The following is a 23,461-nucleotide window of genomic DNA, read 5'->3' on the forward strand; positions in this document are numbered from 1 at the left end:
CTGGTTTTACCGTGGTCGCCAGGCGCGTAGCGTCCGGTCGACCTGGACGGTGACCTGGTACGCAACCTCCGGCAGGTCGGCCAGTTCGATCCGCTCGGCGCGCAGCGCCAGCTGGGCGTGCAACTCCCGCGCGATGGCGTCGCGCAATTCGACCAGCAGGGGTGACAACCCGTCCGGGTCACCGACGACGTAGGCGTCCGACATGGCTCCACCCTGCTCCCGTGCGCGGTCGGTCCGCCAGGTCCGGTGAGATACCTCGCCGTTGCTCGGGTCGGGGAGTCAGCCGCCGAACCAGCCCGGCACGTCGAGCCGGAACCAGTTGGCGGCGGCCATCGTCCGCAGGTCGTCCTCCAGGGCGTCCACCCGCTCGGGGCCGAGGCTTTCGGCCCACCGCTCGCGCAGCCGGTCGAAGATCTCCGCCGAGCGGCGCAGCCCGTCGACACCGAGTGGGGTCATGGTGATCACCCGGCGGCGGGCGTCCCGCGGATCGTCGACCCGGTCGAGGTAGCCGACGGCAACCAGCCGGTCGACTGTCTTGCCGGCGGCCTGCTTGGAGATGCCCAGCCGCTGGCCCAGCTCGGTGGCGGTGATGCCGTCCACCCCGACGGCCTGGAGCACGAAGCCGTGCAGGGGTCGTAGCTCCGGGTGACCCTGCCGCGCCAGCTCGGCGTGCAGGTCGTCGATGAGCGTCCGGAAGCCGGCCAGCAGCAACAGCGGCAACTGGAAGCCGGGCCGCGCGGAATCAGCGCTTGCCATGTTCGACAACCACGTTTACTATCTCGTCAACCACGTTGACTATCTTACTGGACGGCGCCGTGGCGTCGCCGATCGATGCTCCGAAAGCAGGTACCCGTGTCCGTCTTCACCGCGCACACCGCCGAGACCGTCCCCGCCGCCGCCCGCCCGAGCGTCGAGGCGGTACGCCGCCGCATCGGCTGGCTGCCCGCCCCAGTGGCGCTGATGGCCGAGTCGCCGCAGCTGCTCGCCGGCTTCCTCACCGCCAACGCGGGCTTCGAACAGACCGCCCTCGAACCTCTGGAGCGGGAGGTCGTCGTCCTCGCCGTCGCCACCACGAACGAGTGCCACGTCTGCGTCGCCCTGCACACCGGCACGCTCACCCGGCTCGGCGCGGCCACCGAGCTGATCACCGCGCTGCGTGCCGGCACGCCGCTGCCCGAGCCGAGGTTGGAGGCGCTGCGCCGGTTCACGCTGGCCGTGCTCGACCACCGGGGCGCGGTGCCCGACGACCAGTTGGGCGAGTTCCTGGCCGCCGGCTACCAGCCCCGGCACGCGCTGGACGTGGTGCTCGGCGTCGGCACGTACACCATCTCCACCTTCGCCAACCGGCTCACCCGCGCGCCGCTCGACCCGCCACTTGCCGTCCACACCTGGACGCCCGCAGCCTGATCGGGGACGCGTGCGGGCGGGACGAGCCGCTGTTCAGGCCGCCCCGAGGAAGTCACGTAGCAGGGCGAGCATCTCGTCCGGGCGCTCCTCGTACAGCCAGTGCCCGCACTCCTCGATCACCTCGCCGCGGACCGTGTCGGCGTACCGGCGAACCTGCTCGGCGACCTGCCCACCGAGGCTGGCCGCTGCGCCGACGGCCAGCACCGGCATCTTCAGCTTCGTGGCCCGGTACGCCGCGTTGTCGGCGATGTCCTGATCGAATGCCCGGAAGTAGGCGAAGCTGGCCCGCAGATGCGCCGGGTCGCGCAGGTGGCTGGCGAACTTTTCGATGTCAGGCGCGGCGATGCTGCCCTTGCGCACCATCAGGGCGTCGGTGAACCGGTCCACCCAGAGCGACTCCCGCCCGTTGACCAACTCCTCCGGAAGCCCGTTGCCGATTGAGAAGTAGCCGAAGTTCCACACCCCTGGCCCGGCCGGGGTCAGCGCGGGGAACGTGTAGATGTTCTCGTCGGGGATCGGGGCCTCGCTGAGCACCAGCCGACTCACCCGCTGCGGATGGGCGGCGGCGTACGCGTATGCCACCATGGTCCCCAGGTCATGCCCGACCAGTCGGAGGTCACTGGCCAGGCCGAGGTGGTCCAGTAGTCCGTGCAGGTCGGCGGCGACCGACTTCTTGTCGTACCCACCGGCCGGGGCGTCGCTGTCCCCGAAGCCGCGCAGGTCGGGCGCGACCACGTCGAAGGAGCGCCCCAGTTCGGGCAGCAGGTGTCGCCACATGTGCCAGCACTGCGGATATCCATGCAGCAGTACCAGTGGCGGACCGCTGCCACCACGGACGTAGTTCATGGTGATCTGGTCGACCCGCGTCCGTTGCTCGGTGAACCCCGCGGGAACCCGCTCGCCACCCATCGCCGCCTCCGTCCGCCGGCTGCCCGGCTACCCGCTCAACCGCCCGCCATGCCGGGGGATGTGGACCCTGCTCTACCCGAGGCGATCACCGGCGGCCCGCCGCTGGCCCCCGGGCCATCGCGGGCGTCACACCACCCGCCTTGGGAGGCACGGCACCCGGTGCGGGAGACTGGCGGCATGGCGGCTCGTGGCTTCCCGTACACCGATCTCAAGGACTTCCTCGCGGCGCTGGAGCGCGCGGGGGAGCTGCGTCGGGTCAGCGTCCCGGTCGATCCGACCCTGGAGATCAGCGAGGTGGTCACCCGCACCGTGCGGGCCGGCGGGCCGGCACTGCTCTTCGAGCGCCCCACCCGGGGCGAGATGCCGGTGGCGATCAACCTGTTCGGCACCGAGAAGCGGATGGCGATGGCGCTCGGCGTCGACTCGCTGGACGAGATCGGGGCCCGGATCGGCGCGCTGGTCAAGCCGGAGCTGCCGGTCGGCTGGTCCGGCATCCGCGAAGGCCTCGGCAAGGTCATGCAGCTCAAGTCGGTGCCGCCACGCAAGGTGAAGACCGCGCCCTGCCAGGAGGTGGTCTACCGGGGCGAGGACGTCGACCTCAACCGGCTGCCCGGGCTCCAGGTCTGGCCCGGCGACGGCGGGATCTTCCACAACTACGGGCTCACCCACACCAAGCACCCGGAGACCGGCAAGCGCAACCTCGGGCTGTACCGGCTCCAGCAGCACGGCCGCAACACCCTGGGCATGCACTGGCAGATCCACAAGGACTCGACCGCCCACCACGCGGTCGCCGAGCGGCTCGGGCAGCGCCTGCCGGTCGCGGTCGCGATCGGCTGCGACCCGGTCGTCTCGTACGCGGCCAGCGCGCCGCTGCCCGGTGACATCGACGAATACCTGTTCGCGGGCTTCCTGCGCGGCGAGCGGGTGGAGATGGTCGACTGCCTCACCGGGCCGTTGCAGGTGCCGGCGCACGCGCAGATCGTGCTGGAGGGCTACCTGGAGCCCGGCGAGCGGCTGCCCGAGGGGCCGTTCGGCGACCACACCGGCTTCTACACGCCGGTCGAGCCGTTCCCGGTGCTGCACATCGAGGCGATGACCATGCAGCGCAAGCCGGTCTACCACTCGATCGTCACCTCCAAGCCGCCGCAGGAGGACCACGGCCTCGGCAAGGCCACCGAGCGGATCTTCCAGCCGCTGCTCAAGCTGCTGATCCCGGACATCGTGGACTACGACCTGCCGGCCGCCGGTGTCTTCCACAACTGCGCGATCGTGTCGATCCGCAAGCGCTACCCGAAGCACGCGCAGAAGGTGATGAACGCGATCTGGGGCGCGCACCTGATGTCGCTGACCAAGCTCATCGTGATCGTCGACGAGGACTGCGACGTGCACGACTACAACGAGGTCGCCTTCCGTGCCTTCGGCAACGTCGACTACGCGCGCGACCTGCTGCTCACCGAGGGCCCGGTCGACCACCTCGACCACGCGTCGTACCAGCAGTTCTGGGGCGGCAAGGTGGGCGTCGACGCCACCCGCAAGCTCCCCACCGAGGGGTACACCCGCGGTTGGCCGGAGGAGATGAGCATGTCGCCGGAGGTCACCTCCCTGGTCGACAAGCGCTGGAAGGAGTACGGCATCTGATGGCGGTCCTCGACGCGCCGGCCGAACGGCCGGGCCGGATCAAGTCGTTCCTCAAGCTCGTCACCATCGAACACTCGGTCTTCGCGCTGCCGTTCGCGTACCTGTCGGCGCTGACCGCGATGCAGGTCAACGGCGGCCGGGTGCGCTGGATGGACCTGTTGCTGATCACCGTGGCGATGGTCGGGGCGCGGACGTTCGCGATGGCCGCCAACCGGATCCTCGACCGGCGGATCGACGCGCGGAACCCGCGTACCTCCGCCCGGGAGCTGGTCACCGGGGCGGTCAGCGTACGAACGGCCTGGACCGGCGCGGCCGTCGCGCTGGTGGTCTTCCTCGCCGCCGCAGCCCTGCTCAACCCGCTCTGCCTGGTGCTGGCGCCGCTCGCCGTGGTGCCGTTGGTGGTCTACCCGTACGGCAAGCGGTTCACCAACTGGCCGCACGCCATCCTCGCGGTCGCCCAGGCGGTCGGCCCGGTCGGCGCCTGGTTGGCGGTCACCGGCACCCTGGACGGCTCCGGGCCGGCCTGGCTGCTCGGCGCGGCGGTCGGGCTGTGGATCGGCGGGTTCGACCTGATCTACGCCTGCCAGGACGACGAGGTGGACCGGGAGATCGGCGTGCACAGCGTGCCCGCCCGGTACGGCCGGCGCTTCGCGCTGCACGCCTCCACCGTGGCGCACGTGGTGACCTTCGGGCTCTTCGTCTGGTTCGGAGCGGTGGTCGGGTTCGGCTGGCTCTGGTGGGTCGGTCTGGCGCTCACCGCGGTCGCGTTCGGCTACCAGCACCTGGTGGTCACCCCGACCGACCTGAGCAGGGTGAACCGGGCGTTCTTCACCGCCAACGGCTTCGTCGGCATCGCGCTGTTCGCCTTCGCCCTGCTCGACCTGGTGATCCGGCTCGGCCTGCGGCCCTGAGGCCGCCCGCCCCGGCGCGCGCCGGTTGTTAAGAAGGGGCCCTTCCTCTAGCGGAGGCGTTAAGAAGGGCCCCTTCCTTGCCGGTGGGGTAGCGGCCGCTCTCCAGCGTCCACTCGATGGTGCCGCGCACCGCGTTGGCAACCCCGTCGAGGTGGTCGGTGACCGCCTCGTCCAGCGCCGGACCGAACGACGGCACCGTGGCCCGCAGCGCGACGAAGCGCCGCATCGACTCCTGCCAGCGCTCGGCCACCCGGCCCACCGCCTCCGCCGGCGACAGACCCCACTCGTCCTGCATGGCCAGCACCAGGTTGTGCCCGCCCGCGGTGGCCCGGTCGCGGTCGAGCGACGCGAGGTCGTTGTACCAGGAGAGCAGGTCGTTGCCGGTGTGGGCGACCCGGCGCAGCAGCGGGTGGTGGTAGACCGGGTCGGGCAGCGACCGGCCGGTGACGAACTCCACCAGCGGGTACGACACGTCCGCCGCTGAGGTGGCGCGACGCAGCTCGACGTACTCGGTGACGCCGGGTCGGCGGCCGGCCTCCTTGTTGACCGCCTCCCGCCAGGTCCCGTCGAGGTGCCGGGCCACCGCGTCGGCGAAGCGCAGCCGCCACCGGGCCGGCATCCGGCGGCGCGGCTCGCGCCAGGCCAGCACCAGCAGCCGCCGTAGCGGACCGGTCAACCCGGCGTGTCGTGCCCGGGGACCGTCGTGCAGCAGCGCCAACGTGCCGTCACGCAGAGCGCGGATCTGCTCCGGAGCGAGCCGGCCCGGCCCGTCGCAGGCGTCGTCGACCAGGAAGAACCAGGTGAACAGTGCGGTCAGGCTCCGCAGGTCGGCCTCGGTGGCGTCCGGGTAGAGCCGGCCGGCGTACCGGGCGAAGGCTCCCCGGCTCAGCCGGTGCAGCGCGGCGTCGTCCAGCGGCAGGCCCAGCTCGGGCAGCAGGCGGAGCAGCCACTCGTGCACCCGGTCGGCGTGCGGCGAGAGCCGGGCCGGGATCGGACATTCGGCGCGCAGCGTCCAGAGGGCCTCGCCGGTCGTCACCGATGCCTCCTGTGCGATCTGCTGTCGGTGCGAATGGCAACCGGCAGCATGCCAGGTCGACGGGATACGTAGGTACCCGCCGGACATCTCGGGCGAGCCACCGGGAAGCCGATCCCGGGGGTGCCCACCGGCGGACGATCCCCACCAGGCAGGCTGGGGGGCATGCGGGAACCATGGGTGGTCGGGGTCTCCGGAGCCTCCGGTACGCCGTACGCGGCGGCCGTGGTCGGCGGGCTGCTCGACGCGGGCGAACCGGTGGACCTGATCGTCTCCCGGGCGGCGCGGCTCACCGTGCTCGACGAGACCGGCCGGCCGTTCCGGGACGCGCACTGGGCCGAGGACCTCGCCGCCTGGCTCGGCCGGGACCTGACCGGCGCGGACGTGCGGCACTGGCCGGCGGGAGACCTGGCGGCCGGCCCGAGCAGCGGTTCCTACCGGGTACGCGGAATGGCCGTGATCCCGGCCAGCACGGCGGCGTGCGCGGGCATCGCGATCGGGCTCTCCAAGGACCTGTTGCAGCGTGCCGCCGAGGTCAACCTCAAGGAGCGTCGGCCGGTCGTGGTGGTGCCTCGGGAGACGCCGGTGACCCGCAGTCACCTGGAGCATCTGATTGCGCTGCACGACGCTGGTGCGGTGGTGCTGCCGGCCAGCCCCGGCTTCTACGGCGCGGGCGCGGCGGCCAGCGCGCAGCAGTTGGTCGACTTCGTGGCCGGCAAGGTGCTCGACGCGCTCGGCGTCCCGCACACGCTGTTCCGACGCTGGTCCGGCCGGCTCGGCGCGGCCCGGAGCTGAGCCCTCGGTTCAACCCGCCCGGTCACGCCCACGACGGGTGACCGAAGCGGGACGCGGACCGGACTCGTGCCCGGTCCGCGTAGCGTTTGTCCGCACCAGTTCAGTACATGCCGGCGTTGGCCGGACCCGGCCCGGTGGAGGCGGCCGGGCCCACGTTGCGTGGTTTTCCGACCTCGTCCACCTCGTCCAGCATGCCCTCCCCCTCAAGCAGGGCCCGCACCTCGGATTCCCGAAACCGGCGATGCCCGCCTGGAGTCCGGATGCTTCCTATCCGGCCGGCCGCCGCCCATCTCGTCACAGTCTTCGGGTCCACCCGAAACAGCGCGGCGACCTCACCTGGTGTCAGCAGGCGATCTCCAGTGTCCACAGCCCCCTCCTCGCGTCGACGAAGCCCCTGGCTGAACACACTGCCCCCGGCTGGTGCGAGCCCAGAGCCGTCATGAGGGACGTATGGCAATTACAGCACCAGGGACCTGGCCTGTCCGCCAAACGCGAGAAATGCACTGAGTGGTGAGTTAGTAAATGGTACTGGTGCAACCCCGACCTTCACTGTCAGTTCTCGAACAGTTACTCACTGCTGAGTGCAACGGATGCCGAAGGCATCGCGTTACGCCCAACCGGATAAGGTCACTCTCCGTGGACGCCATCGACCTCAGCCTCGTCGACCTGCTGCGTGGAAACGCCCGCCTCTCGTACGCCGAGCTCGCCCGGCAGGTCGGTCTCTCCGCTCCGGCCGTGCACGAGCGGGTCGGCAAGCTGGAGAGCAGCGGCGTGGTCCGCGGCTATCGCGCGGACGTGGAGCCGGAGGCGATCGGGCTGGGTGTCACGGCGCTGATCGGCATCGTCGAGGACTCCGGCGCGGACAGCGACGACATGCTCGAGTCGCTCCGGGTGCTGCCCGAGATCGAGTCCTGCTACTTCATGGCGGGTGTGGAGTCCTTCCTGCTCAAGGCGCGGGTCGGCACGATCGCCGAGCTGGAGCAGTTGATCGTGCGGCTGAACCGGACACCCGGGGTCGCCTCTACCCGTACCGCCATCGCGCTCTCCACGAAGTGGGAGAACCGCCCCCAGCCGGTCGGCCCGCCGGCCGCCTGACAGCGCGGCGGTGGGGCTCGGCCTCGTACCCGAAGGTCAGGGCGTTCGGCCACCACCCCTCCCATGCGTCCTTTGCTCTGCTTACACCCACGCACCAGTGCGGGCCGCTCCGTGTTGCGTCCGCTGAAGCAGAGCAAAGGACACCGCCCTGCCCCGTACCCGCCCCTGGGGTGGGTCGGTTGGCCCTGGTGCCGTACCGGCGGCCGGCGGTAGCGTTTCGCCGATGACCTCGCCGGAACGTGGAGCGGCAGTGGTGACCGGGGCAGCCGGCGGGCTGGGCCGGGCCGTCGCCGCCGCGCTGCACGCCGACGGTTGGTCGGTGCTGCTCACCGACGTCGACCCGGCTGCGGTGGCCGTCGCCGCCGCGCCGCTCGGCGGCTGGTCCGCCGCCCTGGACGTCCGCGACGAGGACGCCTGCGCCGAGATCGCCGCGACGGCAGCGAGCCGGGGTGGCCTCGGTCTCTGGGTCAACAACGCCGGCATCCTGGTCACCGGCCCCTCGTGGGAGCACGACGGACCGACCCGCCGCCGGGTGCTCGACGTGAACGCGCTCGGCGCGATGAACGGCACCCTCGCCGCACTCGCGGTGATGCGCGGGCAGGGGCACGGCCACGTGCTGAACGTCGTCTCGCTGGCCGGGCTGGTCGCCGCACCCGGCGAGACGGTGTACGCGGCCAGCAAACACGCGCTGCTGGCGTTCAGCCTCGGCACCCTGTCCGACCTGCGGATGGCCGGATATCGGCGGGTACACGTCTCCTGCCTCTGCCCGGACGGCATCTGGACCCCGATGCTGCACGACCGGCTGGACGACCCCGGGGCGCTGGCGTCGTTCACCGGGTCCATGCTGACCCCGCAGCGGGTGGCCGCCCGGGCGGCACGACTGGCCCGCCGGCCACGCCCGGTGGTCAGCCTGCCCCGCTGGCGGGGCGCCCAGGTCCGGCTGCTGGACGCCCTGCCTCGGCTGGCCATCGGGCTGACCCCGCTGGTCCGGGCCGTCGGCCGGGCCGGGCAGCGCCGCCAACTCCGCCGGGTCACGTCGGCGGACCCGCGCTGACCTCCTCAGAACCGCTTGCTACCTTGCCGGCGTGACTCATCTCGACCGGTGCGACGAGGCCAGCCGGACCTGGGTGACCGAGGCGATCGCCGCCGTCGAGGCGGACGCGAACCGCTCGGCCGACACCCACCTGCTGCCGTTCCCGCTGCCCCGGGAGTGGGGGATCGACCTCTACCTCAAGGACGAGTCGGTGCACCCGACCGGCTCACTGAAGCACCGGCTGGCCCGCTCGCTCTTCCTCTACGGGCTCTGCAACGGCTGGATCGGGCCGCGCACCACGATCGTCGAGGCGTCCTCCGGCTCCACGGCGGTCTCCGAGGCGTACTTCGCCCGGATGCTCGGGTTGCCGTTCATCGCGGTGATGCCCGCCTCCACCTCGCCGGAGAAGATTGCGCAGATCGAGTTCCAGGGCGGCCGGTGCCACCTGGTGGACGACCCGGCGAGCGTGGTGGTCGAGGCCCGCTGGCTGGCAGAGGACTCCGGCGGCCACTTCATGGACCAGTTCACCTACGCCGAGCGGGCCACCGACTGGCGGGGCAACAACAACATCGCCGAGTCGATCTACGCGCAGCTGAAACTGGAGCGGCACCCGATCCCGGCCTGGGTCGTGGTGGGCGCCGGCACCGGGGGAACCAGCGCGACCATCGGCCGATACGTCCGGTACCGCCGCCTGGCCACCAAGCTCTGTGTGGTGGACCCGGAGAACTCCGCGTTCTACCCGGCCTGGCTGGCCGCCGACTGGTCCGTGCGCACCGGAAAGGGATCCCGGATCGAGGGGATCGGCCGCCCCACCGTGGAGGCGTCCTTCCTGCCCGCGGTGGTGGACCGGATGGTCCAGGTGCCGGACGCGGCGTCGCTGGCCGCCATGCGGGCCGGCTCGGCGGTGCTTGGCCGCCGGGTGGGTGGCTCCACCGGCACCAACCTGTGGGGGGCCTTCGGCCTGATCGCCGGAATGCTCGCCGAGGGTCGGACCGGCTCCGTGGTCACCCTGATCTGCGACGCCGGCGACCGGTACGCGGACACCTACTACTCCGACGACTGGGTGGCCGCGCAGGGCCACGACCTGACACCGCACGCGGCCACCATCGACCGCTTCCTGACCAGCGGCGCCTGGCCCGCCTGAACCCGGCCGAGCCGGGTCGGCGCACTCAGCGTGGGTCGATCCGTTCGGCCAGCCCGGGGTAGCGCACCACGTAGCCGTCGGCGTCCAGATCGATGTCGGCGGTGAAGGTGCCGCTGGCGAACCGCACCCGGCCGGGCCCGAGCCCGGTGTAGATCTGCTCGGCCGGCACCACCTCCAGACCCGGCAGCAGGACCCACGCCGCGGTGATCCGGTGCGGCAGGTCGGCCGGCTGGGCGGCGAGCCCGAGCCGGTGGACCGGGAGGGTGTTGAACAGCGGCGACCCGCTCAGGTCCACGTCGAGCGCGTCGGCCAGCCGGTCCGGGTCGTCGGTGCCCGGCAGGCCGGACCGGGGATGACCGGCCGCGACGAGTGCCGCGTCCAGGTTGCCCTGCTCGGCGGTGGTCACCCGCCACCGGCCCGCGGCCCGCTCCAACGTGACCCTGCGCAGCCAGCCCGGCCCCTCCGCCTCGACCTCGACCCGGCTGGTGCTCCAGTCCGGGGCGGTCGTCAGCTGGTAGCGGGCGGTCCACGGGATCGGGTCCACGGCGAGCAGGGTGCCTCGGGCCGCCAACCCGTGGCCGTCGTCGAACAGGACGTGCTCACTGCCGGCGGTGTCCGTCCGGGACCAGAAGATCGACTTCGGCATGGTCGGCATGAGCCGGACGTTACGCGACCGAGCCGACATCGGCAGGGCATGCGCGAACGCCGCCGCGAAGCGTGGGCTCCGCGGCGGCGTTCGGTGGATCAGACGATCAGTGGGTACGGGCCGGCGGTCGCCCGCCGAAGCCACGCCGGTCGTCGCGCTGCCGGTCGTCGCGCTGCCGGTCACCCTGACCGCGGCCCTCGGCGCGGAAACCACCCCGAGCGTCCCGGTCCGTGAAGCGCCGCTCCCCGGCCGGTCGGTCCCCGAACCGGCGCTCGTCGGCGGGCCGGTCGCCCTGCTGCCGGTCGCCCTGCGGGCGGTCGCCGTAGCGCCGCTCGCCGGTCGGGCGGTCGCCACGGCCGTCCCGGTCGCCGAACTGCGGCCGGTCGCCGAAACGGCGCTCGCCCTGCGGCCGGTCGCCGTAACCCCGGGTGTCCCGATCGGCGTACCGGCGCTCGCCGGTCGGCCGGTCACCGTACTGCCGGTCGCCCTGCGGCCGGTCACCGTACTGCCGGTCACCCTGCGGGCGGTCGCCGTAGCGCCGCTCGCCGGTCGGCCGGTCGCTGTACTGCCGGTCGCCGTAGCGCCGCTCGCCCTGCGGACGATCGCCGTACTGCCGGTCACCCTGCGGGCGGTCGCCGTAGCGCCGCTCGCCGGTCGGCCGGTCGCCGTAGCGGCGCTCGCCCTGCGGACGATCGCCGTAGCGGCGCTCACCCTGGGGGCGGTCGCCGTAGCGGCGCTCGCCCTGCGGCCGGTCGCCGAACCGACGCGCGCCGCCGGACCGGTCACCGTAGCCCCGGGGCTCCGCCTCCACGCGGACCGGAACGCCACTGGGCTCGCGGGCACCGATCAGCTCGGCCAGCGCCGGGTCCCCGAGGCGGACCCGGCTCTCGGCCGGCGCGACGCCGGCCTTCTCCATCATCGCCAGGGTGGTACGGCGCTGCTTGGGCAGCACCAGCGTGGCGACCGCGCCCGACTCGCCGGCACGGGCGGTGCGCCCGGCGCGGTGCAGGTAGTCCTTGGGGTCCTTTGGCGGGTCGACGTGCAGCACCAGGGTGACCCCGTCGACGTGGATGCCCCGGGCCGCCACGTCGGTGGCGACCAGGACGTTCATCCGGCCCTCGCGGAACTCGGCCAGCGTCTTGGTGCGCATCCGCTGGGTCTTGCCGCCGTGCAGGCCACCGGCCCGTACGCCGACGGCGGCGAGCTGCTCGACCAGCCGGTCGACGCCGAGCTGGGTCCGGGCGAAGACCATGGTCCGGCCGTCCCGGGCGGCGATCGAGGCCGTCACCGGGAACTTCTCGTGCGGTGGGATCAACAGCATGTGGTGATCCATGGTGGACACCGAGGCGGTGGACGGCGCGGTGGAATGGGTCACCGGATCGGTCATGAAGCGCCGGACCAGCGTGTCGACGTCACCGTCCAGGGTGGCCGAGAAGAGCAGCCGCTGACCGTTCGCGGGCGTCTTCGCCAGCAGTTCGGTCACCTCGGGCAGGAAGCCCATGTCGGCCATCTGGTCGGCCTCGTCGAGCACCGTCACCTCGACGTCGTCGAGCTGGCAGATGCCCCGCTCGATCAGGTCGCCGAGCCGGCCCGGGGTCGCGACGATGATCTCCACGCCGCGCCGCAGCGCGTCGATCTGACGGTCGTACGGCACCCCGCCGACGGCGGTCTTCAGGAACACGTTGATCGCCTTGCCCAGCGGCAGCAGGGCGTCGTTGACCTGCATGGCCAACTCCCGGGTCGGGACCAGGACCAGGGCGCGCGGACGCATCGGCCGGGCCGGCTGGCCGGCGGCGACCCGGGCCAGCAGCGGCAGGCCGAACGCGAGCGTCTTGCCCGAGCCGGTCTGCCCACGGCCGAGCACGTCCCGGCCGGCGAGCGCGTCCGGCACGGTGGCCCGCTGAATCTCGAACGGAGTGGTGATGCCCTGCCGCGCCAGCGCGCGGACCAGCGGCTCGGGCAGGCCGAGCGCGGCGAAGTCGACGGGCTCGGCTACCTCGGCCGGGGCGGCGTCGGGCGTCTCCAGGGTGGCGTCGGCCACCGCCGGGGCGGAATCGAAAACGGACGGAACGATGCTGTGGTCAGCAGAGGTGGTCAACAAATGCCTTTCGAGCGGGGCGCATCTTCGCGATGGCCTGCCGCGGCTGTGCCGCCGGATCGCCCGCAAGATCGCCCATGGGCGCGCATCACGCGCGCCGGGTCAGTGATCTCTACTAGTGTACGGCGGTCCGGCGGAGCCGCCAGCCGGTTGCCCAACCGTAGTGGGCGGACTCACCATCGCCCGATCGCCGACTCAGCCGCTGAGCACGTTGCCCACCAGACCGTCCAGGGCGTTGTTGGCGAGTAGGACGACCAGCACGCTGATCGCCACCAGCAGCCCCAGCGCGGCGGCCAGGACGATCACCACCCGGGCGGTGCTGGAAGACCGCTCGGCCGGGGTGTCCGTCCAGCCCTGGGCCAGGATGTGCCCGGTCAGCGAGCCGGAATTCTCCACGGCGCTGGCCGGCAACGCGATCGTGGTGTAGCCGGGCCCCTCCCCGCTGCCGTAGACGGTGCCGGCCAGATCGGGGCCGCCGTCGTACCGCCCGCTGCGAGCGGCGGCCGAGCCGCGCCCGGCCGGTCCGGCCGCCGGGTTGGCGGGCGGCGAGGTCTCCCGGGAGCCGCGGGTGTCGTTTCCGCCCGACGGGGCAGCGCCCGCGGTGGACCGCGGCCAGCTGGGCAGCGCCGGTGCGGGCACCACCGGCGGGGCCGAGACGGGCGCCGCAGTCCACCCGCCGCCGCTCTGGGTGGGCTGCGCGGCAACCGGTGGGGACGACCAACCGGCCGACGACGTGGAGGCCCGCACGCCCGGGCCGGACGACGAGCCGTGGAGCGGCGCGGAGCCGCGCTCGGCGGAATCGGCGGGCGACGCGGCCGCCCACCCGGTGGGGCTGGCCGGCGGCGCGGAGACCGACGCCGTGGCTCGCACGGCCGGCGGCGCGCTGGACGTCGCGGGCGGCGGCGGGAATGGCGGTGCCGGCATCGGGCCGGGCGGCGGCGGTGGCCCGGGCACCGGCGGACCGGGGGGCGGTGCCGGCGGGCCCGGAACGGGCGGAGACGGCGGGCCCGGGACGGGCGGCACCGGAGCGGGTGGCGGTGTGGGCGGGCCCGGGACGGGTGGCAGCGGGCCGGGTGGCGGCGTGGGCCGGGGCCCCGGTGGCGGGGTCGGCACCGGACCGGGCGGGTACGGCCCAGGGCTCGGCGCTGGCTCGGGCTCCGGCGGCGGGGTCGGGCCAGGTGGTGCGGGGGCCGGCTCCGGAGTCGGAGGCGTGGGCGGCTGGGCGGGCTCCGGAGGCTGCGCCGGCTCGGGCGGCTCGGGGTTCACCGGAGCGGAGCGGTAGACACCGGGAGCGCTCGCCCGGGAGTCCGGGGTGCCCAACGCGCCGGCCGTGACGCGACTGTTGGTGGGCACCGTTGCGCTGGCCCGGGCCGGGGCGCTCGAGCCGTCCCGCTGCCCGGGCAGTGCCCCGCCGGCCGGGCTGGCCGACCCGGTCGCCCGGTAGGTGGTCGCGCTCCCCGGAGCGCTGGCCGGGAGCTCATCTGGCAACGCGGCGGCGGTGACGACACTGGCCCGGGCCCGTACCGGTGCCGCGGCCGGGTCAGCGTCATCGGGCGCCGGCTGCCCCGCGGTCGCGGCGGCGCTGGCGCCAGCGGGAGCCTCGGCGCTGTCCGGAGCTTCGGTGTCGCCGGGAGTGCCGATGCCGGCCGGACCATCGATGCCGGCGGGACGCTCGGTGTCGGCGGGAGCTTCGGTGTCGGCGGGACCATCGATGCCGGCGGGACCGTCGGTGTCGCCCGGAGCCTCGGTGCCGGCGGGACCGGCGGTGGCGCTGGTGGAGGCGGCACTGACGTCACCGTCCGCGGAGGCCTCGACGGCGGCCCGGACGGCGTCGGCGCCGGGTGCCGGATCGGTGGTTCCCGGTCTCGGCTGGTCGGCTTGGTCGACCGCGACGGGGCCGGTCTTCTCCGCCGGATCACTCTGCTCGGCCATCTCCGCCCTCCGTGCCGCGCTCGCACCCGGACCCGTGACATCGGACCGGATGTGCCTGGATGTCACGGTGCCACAGATCGCCCCGAGCGGACAGCCGGAGCGGATTGTGGCGGCTCAGCTTCCGGTGCTCGGGCTGCCCGTCGTGGTCGCGGACGGGCTGTCGCTGGCAACCGCGCTCCGGCTCGCCGACGGCGTGCTGGCCGGGTCCGAGGTGGCCGGCGCGCTGGTCGGCGAGGTGGGCGTGGTCGTCGGCGTCTTGCTCGTGCTGGGCGACGTGCTCGGCGAGGTGCTGCCGGTCGGTGTCGGTGTCGGGGTCGGGGTGCCGGTGGGCGTCGGGGTGGCCGATCCGGTCGGGGTGGGTTTGGTGGTCGGCGTGGGCTTGGTGGTGGGGGTCGGCTTGATGGTGGGGGTGGGCTTGGTGGTGGGCGTCGGCTTCGTGGTGGGCGTCGGCTTCGGGCTGGTCGGCACGCTGGGCGTCGGGACCGGCACGGTCGGGGCCGGCACCGCGCCGATGACCCGGGTGGCGGCGTACAGCCGGGACCAGCGCACGACCGAGACCTTGACGACGTCGCCGGTGGTGGGCGCCTGCACCATCTTGCCGTTGCCGATGTACATGGCGACGTGGTGGATCGTGGTCCAGCTGCTGCCGGACGCGAAGAAGAGCAGGTCGCCGGGGAGCAGCGCGCTCTGCGGCACGGTCCGGGACCGGGTGGCGGCGTACTGGTCCCGGGAGACCCGGGGCAGCGAGAAGTAGTCGGCGCCGGGCGACCGGTACGCCGCCCACATCAGACCGGAGCAGTCGAACGTGTCGGGCCCCTCCTCCGACCACTCGTACGGGTCGCCGAGCTGTGCGAGGGCGTACCGGACCGCGGCCAGCGCCCGCGGGTGCGCCGCCATCCCGCTGACGTTCTGGCCGACGAGGTAGCCGGCACCGAGCTGCTGCTCGGCGGCCTCCTGCTGGCGCTCGATCTGGATCAGCTGCGCGGCGTTGTCGCGGCGCAGCTTGAGGAGGCTGGCCTCGGCCGCGCGCAGCGCCTTCTCGCCGGCGGCGAATTCCGCCTCGGCGGCGTCGAGCTGGGTCTTGGCCGTGGTGTGCGCCTGGTAGGCGAGCTGCTCGCCGCTGCGGGCCCGGGACAGCTCCCCGGCCACCCCGGTGGTGCCGCGCTCGACCTTCTCGCCGCGCGCGATCCGCTGGAGCCGGCTCAGCCCCTGGATGTCGTCGGCCAGGTCGCCGGGCGGTAGCGCGGCGGCTGCCTTGAACGCGTCCGAGGCGGCGACGTCGGCCGCCTGCTGAGCCCGGAGGAGATCGTCCTGCGCGGTCGCCAGCGCCTTGCCGGCCGCCTCGAGCTGGGCTTGCGCGTCCGCGCGTTTCTGCCGGGTCAGCAGCAGTGCCTCGCCGAGCGTGCCGACCTGGGTCTCGCCGGCGGCGATCTGGGCGGCCAGCGGGCCGGTGCCGACGTTCACCACCGGCGGGGCCGGGACTCCGGCGACGGGCGCGCCACCGGGCAGTTGGAGCGCGCCGACCACCGCCGGGCGCGAGCCGGTGTCCGGCACCGTGGTGGGCAGCGCGGGCTCGGCGTACGCGGGGGTGGCCAGCACGGCGGCGGCGATCGCGCCGAGCAGGGCGGCCCAGAGCTTCGGACGCAGCACCGGCGAGATCACCGGGCTCCGTCGTCGCTGCCGTCGCCCGCGCCCGCTGTCGACCATTCCGCTCCCCGTCCCGCAGTCCGTCGCCGCGCTCGTGGGCGCGGCCGTCGGGACGGTACCAGTGTGTGTTCCGCCCCACCCTGTCTTACCTCACCCGGGCAGTGATGTCGATGCATCGCCGGGTTACGGGAGGCTGTGAGTCCGGTGAGGTGGGTCGCTGCCGCCGACCGTGCCGCCGGGCCTGTCGGCGTCCCGACGTACGCTCGACCGGGACCGCAGGTGGAAGGGACGTGCCATGGACGCCGGACTCAAGCGTGAGCTCGAAGCGAAGGTGTACGCCGGTGAGCGGCTGACCCGGGAGGACGGGGTCGCCCTCTACGACAGCGACGACCTCGCCTGGTTGGGGCGGTTGGCCCATCACAAGCGCACCGAGCTCAACGGCGAACGGGTGATGTTCAACGTCAACCGGCACCTCAACCTGACCAACGTCTGCTCGGCGTCCTGTGCGTACTGCTCGTTCCAGCGCAAGCCGGGCGAGAAGGACGCGTACACGATGCGCATCGACGAGGCGGTCCGCAAGGCCAAGGAGATGGAGGACGAGCAGCTCACCGAGCTGCACATCGTCAACGGCCTGCACCCGACGCTGCCCTGGCGTTACTACCCGAAGGTGCTGCGCGAGCTGAAGGCGGCGCTGCCGAACGTCAAGCTCAAGTGCTTCACGGCGACCGAGGTGCAGTGGTTCGAGAAGATCAGCGGCCTAAGCGCCGACGAGATCCTCGACGAGCTGATGGACGCCGGCCTGGAGTCGCTGACCGGCGGCGGCGCGGAGATCTTCGACTGGGAGGTCCGGCAGCACATCGTCGACCACGCCTGCCACTGGGAGGACTGGTCGCGCATCCACGCCCTGGCGCACCGCAAGGGCATGAAGACCCCGGCGACGATGCTGTACGGCCACATCGAGGAGCCCCGGCACCGGGTCGACCACGTGCTGCGGCTGCGCGAGTTGCAGGACGAGACCGGTGGCTTCGCGGTCTTCATCCCGCTGCGCTACCAGCACGACTTTGTGGACTCGGCGGACGGCAAGATCCGCAACCGGATCCAGGCGCGCACCACGATGGCCTCCCCGGCCGAGTCGCTGAAGACCTTCGCCGTCTCCCGGCTGCTCTTCGACAACGTGCCGCACGTGAAGAACTTCTGGGTGATGCACGGGCTCTCGGTGGCCCAGCTCTCGCTGAACTTCGGCGTGGACGACCTGGACGGCTCAGTGGTCGAATACAAGATCACGCACGACGCCGACTCGTACGGCACCCCGAACACGATGCACCGCGACGACCTGCTGCACCTGATCTGGGACGCCGGCTTCCAGCCGGTCGAGCGGGACACCCGCTACAACGTGGTCCGGGAGTACGACAAGGCCCCGTCGCTCGCCGAGCGCCGCGCCGAGCCGCAGCAGGTGTGGGCCTGAGCCACCACGTACCCTCGCAGTCGATGACCGAGCAGCGAGGACCCGAGCAGCAGGGCGGCTTTCCCCGACGGGACGCCGAGGGGCGCGTCCGTACCCTGGGCGATCTGCTCGGGGTGTGCCTGGCCGGCCTGGTCATCGGCGCGCTGGCGCTCGTGTTGTTCGACTGGGCGTTCGCCTCGATCGGCGCGGGCGACTTCGGGCACACCAACGGTTGGCTGGCGGTGATCCTGCCGGCGTGGCTGTTCTGGGACGATTTCCGGGCCTGGGAGTTCGGCGCGGCCCGGGTGGTGGCGGCGCTGGTCGCCGCCGCCGTCGGGGTGTTCGCCGGGCTGCTGATCGCCGGTCTGGGCGCCGGGTTGCCGCCGCTGCTCTCCGGAACGTTGGCGGCGGCGGCGTTCACAGTGGCGTACGCGACGGTCTGGTTCCCGGGTGTCCGCTGGCTGGCCCGCCGGACCGGCTGACCCCGACCGCCCGCCGGGCGGGTCGACCTTCCGCCGGCATCGGCGGGCGAGGAGAGAACGGAGTGGTGCAGGTGAGCGCGGCGGTCAAGTACACGCTGGGTCGGATCGGGTTGTTCGTGGCCGTGCTGGGTGGCCTCTGGCTGATCGACATGAACGTGTTCCTGAAGCTGATGCTGGCGCTGGTCTTCTCCGCCGCACTCTCCTTCTTCCTGCTGCGCGGCTGGCGGGACGAGATGGCCGAGGAGATGGCTGGCGCGGCGGCGCGCCGGCGCGACGAGAAGGAGCGCCTCCGATCCGCCCTCGCCGGCGACGACGAGCCCTCCACCGACCCCGAGCCGCCCACCGACCGACCCTCGCGTTGATCAAGAGGGTTGCGTCATCAGGACGGCTCCGGATGACGCAACCCTCTTGGTCAGTTGTGCTCGGCGGGACGGGTCACCAGTTGGTGGAGCCGGAGACCTTCGGCCACGGCTTGTTGCTGGGCTTGATCAGGTACGCGACGCCGCCCGAGCCGCCGGAGACGCCGCCGGTGGCGTTGATCCGCTTGGTCCGCAGCCAGATCTGCTCGAACTGGGCACGCTTGTAGACGTTGCGCACCACATCGTTGCTGGACGAGGCGGGGTCGTTGACGATCACGTCGCCGTCCGCGGTGAAGCCGACCACCACGAACAGGTGGCCGGAGGTGCCGTAGTTCGCCCCGTCCAGCTCGCTGGCCAGGAAGGACTGACTGGTCACCACCGGGATGCCGGCGGCGATGAAGCGCTCCAGCTCGTCCAGCGAGTGCAGCCGGGTCACCCGCCCCTCCAGACCGGGGAAGCTGGCCGCGTACGCGGTGTTGAACGGCCAGTTGCCCGCGCCGTCGTACGCGTAGTCGTAGGTCATCCGCGCGGCGTGGTTGACCGTCGGGTCGGGGTAGGTCGGGTCCACCCAGGAGGTGTCGGCCGCGGACGGCCCGCGTCCCCAGTACTCGACCACCATCTCGGTCGAGGTGGGTGAGCACCACGCCTCACCACCGCCGTCGTACTCGGGGTAGTGCCCGGAGTGCACGTTCTGCGAGTAGCGCGGCACCGGCAGCTCGCGGCCCCAGGCGATGTGCCCGGCGCTCGGCGTGACGGTGAAGCGGTCCGGCACGGTCGAGCTCATCGCGCCGAGCATCCGGACCACCGGCGCGGCGGTCTGCTCGGGCGCCCGGTAGAGGGTCAGTCGCAGCTGGTACGACCGCAGCAGCACCCCGGCGTTGGCGTCGTCGATGCTGAAGGTGTCGGTCCAGATCGTCGACCAGGGGTCGCCCTGCCGGTTGACGGTGGTCCGCTTGATGTCGCTGTCGCCGGACGCCCAGCGGCCCATGACGTACCACGGGGTCTGGTCACCACTGGTGTAGCTGCCCTGCATCTCCACCTGGATCCAGGTGCCGGCGGGGGTCTCCGCGTTCCAGGAGGCGATCAGCTCGGTGGCGTCGAACCCGACCCGGGTCACCGGCGAGGTCCAGGTGCCGTACTCCCAGGTGCGGGTGGTGCCAGTGTGCGGGTCGGCGTACTCGGTGGTGCCGGCCGGGAGGGCCAGGGTGAGGCCCGATCGGGCGCCGGGCACCACGCGGGTGCCGGCCCGGCTGCCCCGGTGCCAGTCGGCGGGCCCGGACCAGTCCTGGAAGGTGATCTGCTCGTCGTGGACGGTGGCGGGCGTTCGGCCGCCGACGAGCGGCGAAGCCACGGCCGCGGGCGCGGCGGTGGCGAGCAGTGCGAGCGCGGTGACGCCGGCGAGGGCGGCCGCGCGCAGGCGGGATCTGGCCATGGGTGCTCCGCGGTGTCGAGAGGGGCATCGTCGCTGGTCAGTTTTCCGTCTGGAAGGAAGTTTCGCCAGATGTTCACGCATGGAAAATGATTGCCGCTGCGATGGTCCACCTGGGATGGAGAATGAAGCGATGAATATTGATATGACCATGTGACAGATGGTGAAGTGTCCTCCACCGAGCGGGATCTCCCGCCCTTCGAGGAGGTAGTCCATGGCCCTCCGCACGCCCACCCCTCTCCGCCGCGTCCTGGTGCTCGCCGTCGTCACCGGGCTGGGAATCGTCACCGTCGCCACCGGCCCGGTCTCCGCCCGACCGGCACCGGACCGGACCGCCGAGCCGGCCGCCGCCGGCTACCGGGTGCTCGGCCCCCGGACCGTCGCCGACCGCACCGCGGTGGCCCGCACCGGGGCCGCCATCGACTACTCCGAGCACGGCGTGCTGCACGTCTCGGCCACCGCCACCGAGGTCGCCGCCATCAGCCGGCTCGGCTTCCGACTGGAACCGCTCGCCCCGCCGCCGAACGCCGAGCGCGGCGCCGGCGAGATGGGTACGCAGGCCTTCCCGCCCGCCGACTCCAACTACCACGACTACGCGGAACTGACCGCCGTGGTGAACCGGGCCGTCGCCGACCATCCGGCGATCGCCCGCAAGATCAGCATTGGTACGTCGTACGAGGGCCGCGACCTGATGGCGGTGAAGATCTCCGACAACGTGGGCACCGACGAGGGCGAGCCGGAACTCCTGTTCAACGCCCAGCAGCACGCCCGCGAGCACCTGACCGTCGAGATGGCGATCTACCTGCTCAACCTCTTCACCGACAGCTACGGCTCCGACTCCCGGATCACCAACATCGTCAACAGCCGGGAGATCTGGATCGTGCCGACGGTCAACCCGGACGGTAGCGAGTACGACATCGCCACCGGGTCGTACCGGTCCTGGCGCAAGAACCGGCAGCCCAACAGCGGCTCGTCCGCGATCGGCACCGACCTGAACCGCAACTGGGGCTACAACTGGGGCTGCTGCGGCGGCTCGTCCGGCTCCACCTCGTCCGAGACCTACCGCGGACCGTCGGCGTTCTCCGCGCCCGAGACGCAGGCGTTGCGCAACTTCGTCAACAGCCGCGTGGTCGGCGGTACGCAGCAGATCAAGGCCAACATCGACTTCCACACCTACTCGCAGCTGGTGCTCTGGCCGTACGGCTACACGACCGCGAACACCGGGCCCGGGATGAGCGCCGACCAGTACAACACCTTCGCCACCATCGGCCAGCAGATGGCGGCCACGAACAACTACACCCCGGAGCAGTCCAGCGACCTCTACATCACCGACGGTGACAGCATCGACTGGATGTGGGCCACCCACGGCATCTGGGCGTACACCTTCGAGATGTACCCGGGCTCGTCCGGCGGCGGCGGCGGTTTCTACCCGCCCGACGAGGTCATCCCCGCGCAGACCTCGCGCAACCGGGAGGCGGTGCTGATGCTCAGCGAGTACGCCGACTGCCCGTACCGGGCGATCGGCAAGCAGGCGCAGTACTGCGGCGGTGGCGGCGGCACCACGGTCTGGTCGGACACCTTCGAGACCGCGACCGGCTGGACCATCAACCCGTCCGGCACCGACACCGCGACCCTCGGGGTCTGGGAACGGGGTGCCGCCCAGGCGACCACCTCCTCCGGGGCCAAGCAGCTCACCCCGTACGCCGGCAGCAACGACCTGGTCACCGGGCGGCTCGCCGGCTCGGCGGCGGGTGACCAGGACGTCGACGGCGGGGTGACCAGCGCCCGGTCCCCTGCGGTGACGCTGCCGTCCTCCGGCACGCTGACCCTCTCGCTGGCCTGGTACCTGGCGCACGGCTCGAACGCGTCCTCGGCGGACTACCTGCGGGTGAGCGTGGTGCACAACGGCGGCACCACAGCCCTGCTCACCCAGGCCGGTGCGGCGACCAACCGCAACGGGGGCTGGGCGGTGGCGAACCTCAACCTCACCCCGTACGCCGGCCAGTCGGTGCGCATCCTCGTCGAGGCGGCGGACGCCTCCACCGCGAGCCTGGTGGAAGCAGCTGTGGACAACGTCACCATCACCGCCTCCTGATCGGGTGGGGCTCCGTTCCGCCCCTGCAGGGCCCCACCACCCGCGGCCGACCCCCCTTTTCGACGCCGATCTAGGGCATATCGTCGTGATGTGAGATCAACCCACGACGATGTGCCCTAGATCGACGGGGGTGGTCCCGGCGGTGCGCTACCGTCTTAGCGACCACTCCGCAGCGAAGCCGGTGCGAAACCCGGCGCTGTCCCGCAACTGTGATGCCCCGTCCTGACGGCGGGGACGAGCCAGGTCGCCTGCGGATCGGTCGCGACACGCGCTCTCGAGGAAGGGCGCCTCGTGGGCGGGCGTACGAAAGTCCCTGTCGGCGAAGCACCACACTCCTCGACCGACAGGAGGCCCCATGTCCAGACGTACCCCCCGGATCTTCGCCGCGACCCTCGCGGTCGCCGCACTCGCCCTCGGCGCGTGCGCGGAGAAGACCGCCGACGAGCCGGCCGCCGGCGGCAGCTCCGCGACGGTCACCTACCCGGTGACGGTCGGCCCGGTCACGCTCGACAAGCGTCCCGAGAAGATCGTCTCGCTCTCGCCCACCGCCACCGAGATGCTCTTCGCCATCGGTGCGGGCCCGCAGGTGAGCGCGGTCGACGACCAGTCCAACTACCCGGCCGATGCGCCCAAGAGCGACCTGTCCGGCTTCCAGCCCAACGCCGAGGCGATCGCCGCGAAGAGCCCCGACCTGGTGGTGCTCGCCAACGACACCAACAAGATCGTCGACCAGCTCGGCAAGCTGAAGATTCCGGTCTACCTCACCCCCGCGGCGATCACGCTGGACGACTCGTACCGGCAGATCGCCGACCTGGGCACGTTGACCGGGCACGCCGACCAGGCGACCGACGTCACCGGCCGGATGAAGGACGACATCGCCAAGCTGGTCAAGGACCTGCCGCAGCGCGCCGAGAAGCTCACCTACTACCACGAGCTGGGTCCGGAGCTGTACAGCGTGACCAGCAGGACCTTCATGGGCTCGCTCTACAGCCAGGTCGGTCTGACCAACATCGCGGACCCGGCCGACGCGGACGGCAAGAACGGCGGTTACCCGCAGCTGTCCCAGGAGTTCATCGTCAAGGCCAACCCGGACTTCGTCTTCCTGGCCGACTCCAAGTGCTGCCAGCAGAACGCCGACTCGGTCGAGGCACGCAGCGGCTGGGCCGGGCTGACCGCGGTGAAGAACAACCAGGTGGTCGCGCTGGATGACGACATCGCCTCGCGCTGGGGCCCGCGGGTCGTGGACCTGCTCCGGGTCATCATCGACGCGGTCGCCAAGGTGCCCGCGTGACCGTCGTCCGTCGGTGAGCGCGAGGAGTGAGCCGGGGTTGCGAGCCTCGCAGTCGCGAACGGAAGAAGGCACG

The 23,461-nt window shown here is 72.3% G+C and carries 22 protein-coding genes and 1 riboswitch; of the genes, 12 read left to right on the plus strand and 10 right to left on the minus strand.

Going from position 1 to position 23,461, the window contains the following annotated elements; all coding sequences use genetic code 11:
* Positions 1-6: 6 nt before the first annotated feature.
* Entirely contained in the window at positions 7-204 is a 198-nt protein-coding gene (locus tag BUS84_RS24700; RefSeq protein ID WP_074315969.1) for a hypothetical protein, read from the minus strand.
* 75 nt (positions 205-279) lie between these two features.
* Positions 280-756, minus strand: coding sequence for a MarR family winged helix-turn-helix transcriptional regulator (locus BUS84_RS24705; RefSeq protein WP_074315971.1), 477 nt, complete (start codon positions 754-756; stop codon positions 280-282).
* 96 nt (positions 757-852) lie between these two features.
* Here BUS84_RS24705 and BUS84_RS24710 point away from each other — a divergent pair, with 96 nt between their 5' ends.
* Complete coding sequence (locus tag BUS84_RS24710) at positions 853-1,407, plus strand: carboxymuconolactone decarboxylase family protein (protein ID WP_074315973.1); 555 nt, start codon at positions 853-855, stop codon at positions 1,405-1,407.
* 33 nt (positions 1,408-1,440) lie between these two features.
* On the opposite strand, the gene BUS84_RS24715 is transcribed toward BUS84_RS24710, so the two are convergent.
* Positions 1,441-2,316 carry an alpha/beta fold hydrolase gene (locus BUS84_RS24715; protein WP_074315975.1) on the minus strand — a complete coding sequence of 292 codons (876 nt, stop codon included), beginning with the start codon at positions 2,314-2,316 and terminating at the stop codon, positions 1,441-1,443.
* Between the two features lie 177 nt (positions 2,317-2,493).
* On the opposite strand from BUS84_RS24715, the gene BUS84_RS24720 reads away from it, so the two are divergent.
* Complete coding sequence (locus BUS84_RS24720; RefSeq protein WP_074315976.1) at positions 2,494-3,954, plus strand: menaquinone biosynthesis decarboxylase; 1,461 nt, start codon at positions 2,494-2,496, stop codon at positions 3,952-3,954.
* Positions 3,954-4,865 (plus strand): menaquinone biosynthesis prenyltransferase MqnP, encoded by a 912-nt coding sequence (gene mqnP, locus BUS84_RS24725; protein WP_074315977.1) that lies wholly within the window; start codon positions 3,954-3,956, stop codon positions 4,863-4,865. The genes BUS84_RS24720 and mqnP overlap by 1 nt, the downstream gene beginning before the upstream one ends.
* Positions 4,866-4,893: 28 nt before the next feature.
* Here mqnP and BUS84_RS24730 read toward each other — a convergent pair whose 3' ends face one another.
* Positions 4,894-5,901, minus strand: a complete 1,008-nt coding sequence (locus tag BUS84_RS24730; RefSeq protein WP_074315979.1) for a terpene synthase family protein — start codon at positions 5,899-5,901, stop codon at positions 4,894-4,896.
* Between the two features lie 162 nt (positions 5,902-6,063).
* On the opposite strand from BUS84_RS24730, the gene BUS84_RS24735 reads away from it, so the two are divergent.
* The gene (locus tag BUS84_RS24735) at positions 6,064-6,693 is read left to right on the plus strand and encodes a UbiX family flavin prenyltransferase (RefSeq protein ID WP_074315981.1); all 630 of its coding nucleotides are present in this window, start codon (positions 6,064-6,066) and stop codon (positions 6,691-6,693) included.
* A gap of 100 nt (positions 6,694-6,793) precedes the next feature.
* Here the strand turns inward: BUS84_RS24735 and BUS84_RS24740 are convergent, their stop codons facing one another.
* Entirely contained in the window at positions 6,794-7,060 is a 267-nt protein-coding gene (locus tag BUS84_RS24740) for a BldC family transcriptional regulator (protein ID WP_007454516.1), read from the minus strand.
* Positions 7,061-7,329: 269 nt separating this feature from the next.
* Here BUS84_RS24740 and BUS84_RS24745 point away from each other — a divergent pair, with 269 nt between their 5' ends.
* The 3 genes from BUS84_RS24745 (at position 7,330) to cds1 (ending at position 9,965) form a co-directional block, all read left to right on the plus strand.
* On the plus strand, positions 7,330-7,788 hold the full coding sequence (locus BUS84_RS24745) for an Lrp/AsnC family transcriptional regulator (RefSeq protein WP_074315983.1): 459 nt from the start codon (positions 7,330-7,332) through the stop codon (positions 7,786-7,788).
* A gap of 223 nt (positions 7,789-8,011) precedes the next feature.
* Positions 8,012-8,842 carry an SDR family NAD(P)-dependent oxidoreductase gene (locus BUS84_RS24750; protein ID WP_074315984.1) on the plus strand — a complete coding sequence of 277 codons (831 nt, stop codon included), beginning with the start codon at positions 8,012-8,014 and terminating at the stop codon, positions 8,840-8,842.
* Positions 8,843-8,873: 31 nt separating this feature from the next.
* Positions 8,874-9,965, plus strand: coding sequence for an L-cysteine desulfhydrase Cds1 (gene cds1 / locus BUS84_RS24755; RefSeq protein ID WP_074315985.1), 1,092 nt, complete (start codon positions 8,874-8,876; stop codon positions 9,963-9,965).
* A 25-nt stretch (positions 9,966-9,990) separates the two neighbouring features.
* On the opposite strand, the gene BUS84_RS24760 is transcribed toward cds1, so the two are convergent.
* From BUS84_RS24760 to BUS84_RS24780, 4 genes are all read right to left on the minus strand, one after another.
* Positions 9,991-10,611, minus strand: coding sequence for a putative glycolipid-binding domain-containing protein (locus BUS84_RS24760; RefSeq protein ID WP_074319082.1), 621 nt, complete (start codon positions 10,609-10,611; stop codon positions 9,991-9,993).
* 106 nt (positions 10,612-10,717) lie between these two features.
* Positions 10,718-12,709, minus strand: coding sequence for a DEAD/DEAH box helicase (locus tag BUS84_RS24765; RefSeq protein ID WP_084757579.1), 1,992 nt, complete (start codon positions 12,707-12,709; stop codon positions 10,718-10,720).
* Between the two features lie 195 nt (positions 12,710-12,904).
* Positions 12,905-14,641, minus strand: a complete 1,737-nt coding sequence (locus tag BUS84_RS40165; RefSeq protein WP_159451064.1) for a hypothetical protein — start codon at positions 14,639-14,641, stop codon at positions 12,905-12,907.
* 114 nt (positions 14,642-14,755) lie between these two features.
* Positions 14,756-16,348: a C40 family peptidase gene (locus BUS84_RS24780; protein WP_074315987.1), complete on the minus strand. Its 1,593-nt coding sequence runs from the start codon at positions 16,346-16,348 to the stop codon at positions 14,756-14,758.
* Between the two features lie 235 nt (positions 16,349-16,583).
* On the opposite strand from BUS84_RS24780, the gene mqnE reads away from it, so the two are divergent.
* The 3 genes from mqnE (at position 16,584) to BUS84_RS24795 (ending at position 18,576) form a co-directional block, all read left to right on the plus strand.
* The gene (mqnE, locus tag BUS84_RS24785) at positions 16,584-17,753 is read left to right on the plus strand and encodes an aminofutalosine synthase MqnE (RefSeq protein ID WP_074315988.1); all 1,170 of its coding nucleotides are present in this window, start codon (positions 16,584-16,586) and stop codon (positions 17,751-17,753) included.
* Between the two features lie 23 nt (positions 17,754-17,776).
* On the plus strand, positions 17,777-18,214 hold the full coding sequence (locus BUS84_RS24790) for a hypothetical protein (protein ID WP_074319085.1): 438 nt from the start codon (positions 17,777-17,779) through the stop codon (positions 18,212-18,214).
* Positions 18,215-18,285: 71 nt separating this feature from the next.
* The gene (locus BUS84_RS24795; protein ID WP_074319086.1) at positions 18,286-18,576 is read left to right on the plus strand and encodes a DUF4229 domain-containing protein; all 291 of its coding nucleotides are present in this window, start codon (positions 18,286-18,288) and stop codon (positions 18,574-18,576) included.
* A gap of 73 nt (positions 18,577-18,649) precedes the next feature.
* Here the strand turns inward: BUS84_RS24795 and BUS84_RS24800 are convergent, their stop codons facing one another.
* Positions 18,650-20,005, minus strand: a complete 1,356-nt coding sequence (locus tag BUS84_RS24800) for a C39 family peptidase (protein WP_074315990.1) — start codon at positions 20,003-20,005, stop codon at positions 18,650-18,652.
* A 211-nt stretch (positions 20,006-20,216) separates the two neighbouring features.
* Here BUS84_RS24800 and BUS84_RS24805 point away from each other — a divergent pair, with 211 nt between their 5' ends.
* Both BUS84_RS24805 and BUS84_RS24810 read left to right on the plus strand, forming a co-directional pair.
* Entirely contained in the window at positions 20,217-22,097 is a 1,881-nt protein-coding gene (locus BUS84_RS24805) for a M14 family metallopeptidase (protein ID WP_074315992.1), read from the plus strand.
* 177 nt (positions 22,098-22,274) lie between these two features.
* Positions 22,275-22,341, plus strand: a riboswitch (cobalamin riboswitch).
* Positions 22,342-22,452: 111 nt separating this feature from the next.
* Entirely contained in the window at positions 22,453-23,388 is a 936-nt protein-coding gene (locus tag BUS84_RS24810; protein WP_074315994.1) for an ABC transporter substrate-binding protein, read from the plus strand.
* The last annotated feature ends 73 nt before the right edge of the window (positions 23,389-23,461 follow it).

Origin of the sequence: Micromonospora cremea (assembly GCF_900143515.1) — a bacterium.
Classification (GTDB): Bacteria; Actinomycetota; Actinomycetes; order Mycobacteriales; family Micromonosporaceae; genus Micromonospora; species Micromonospora cremea.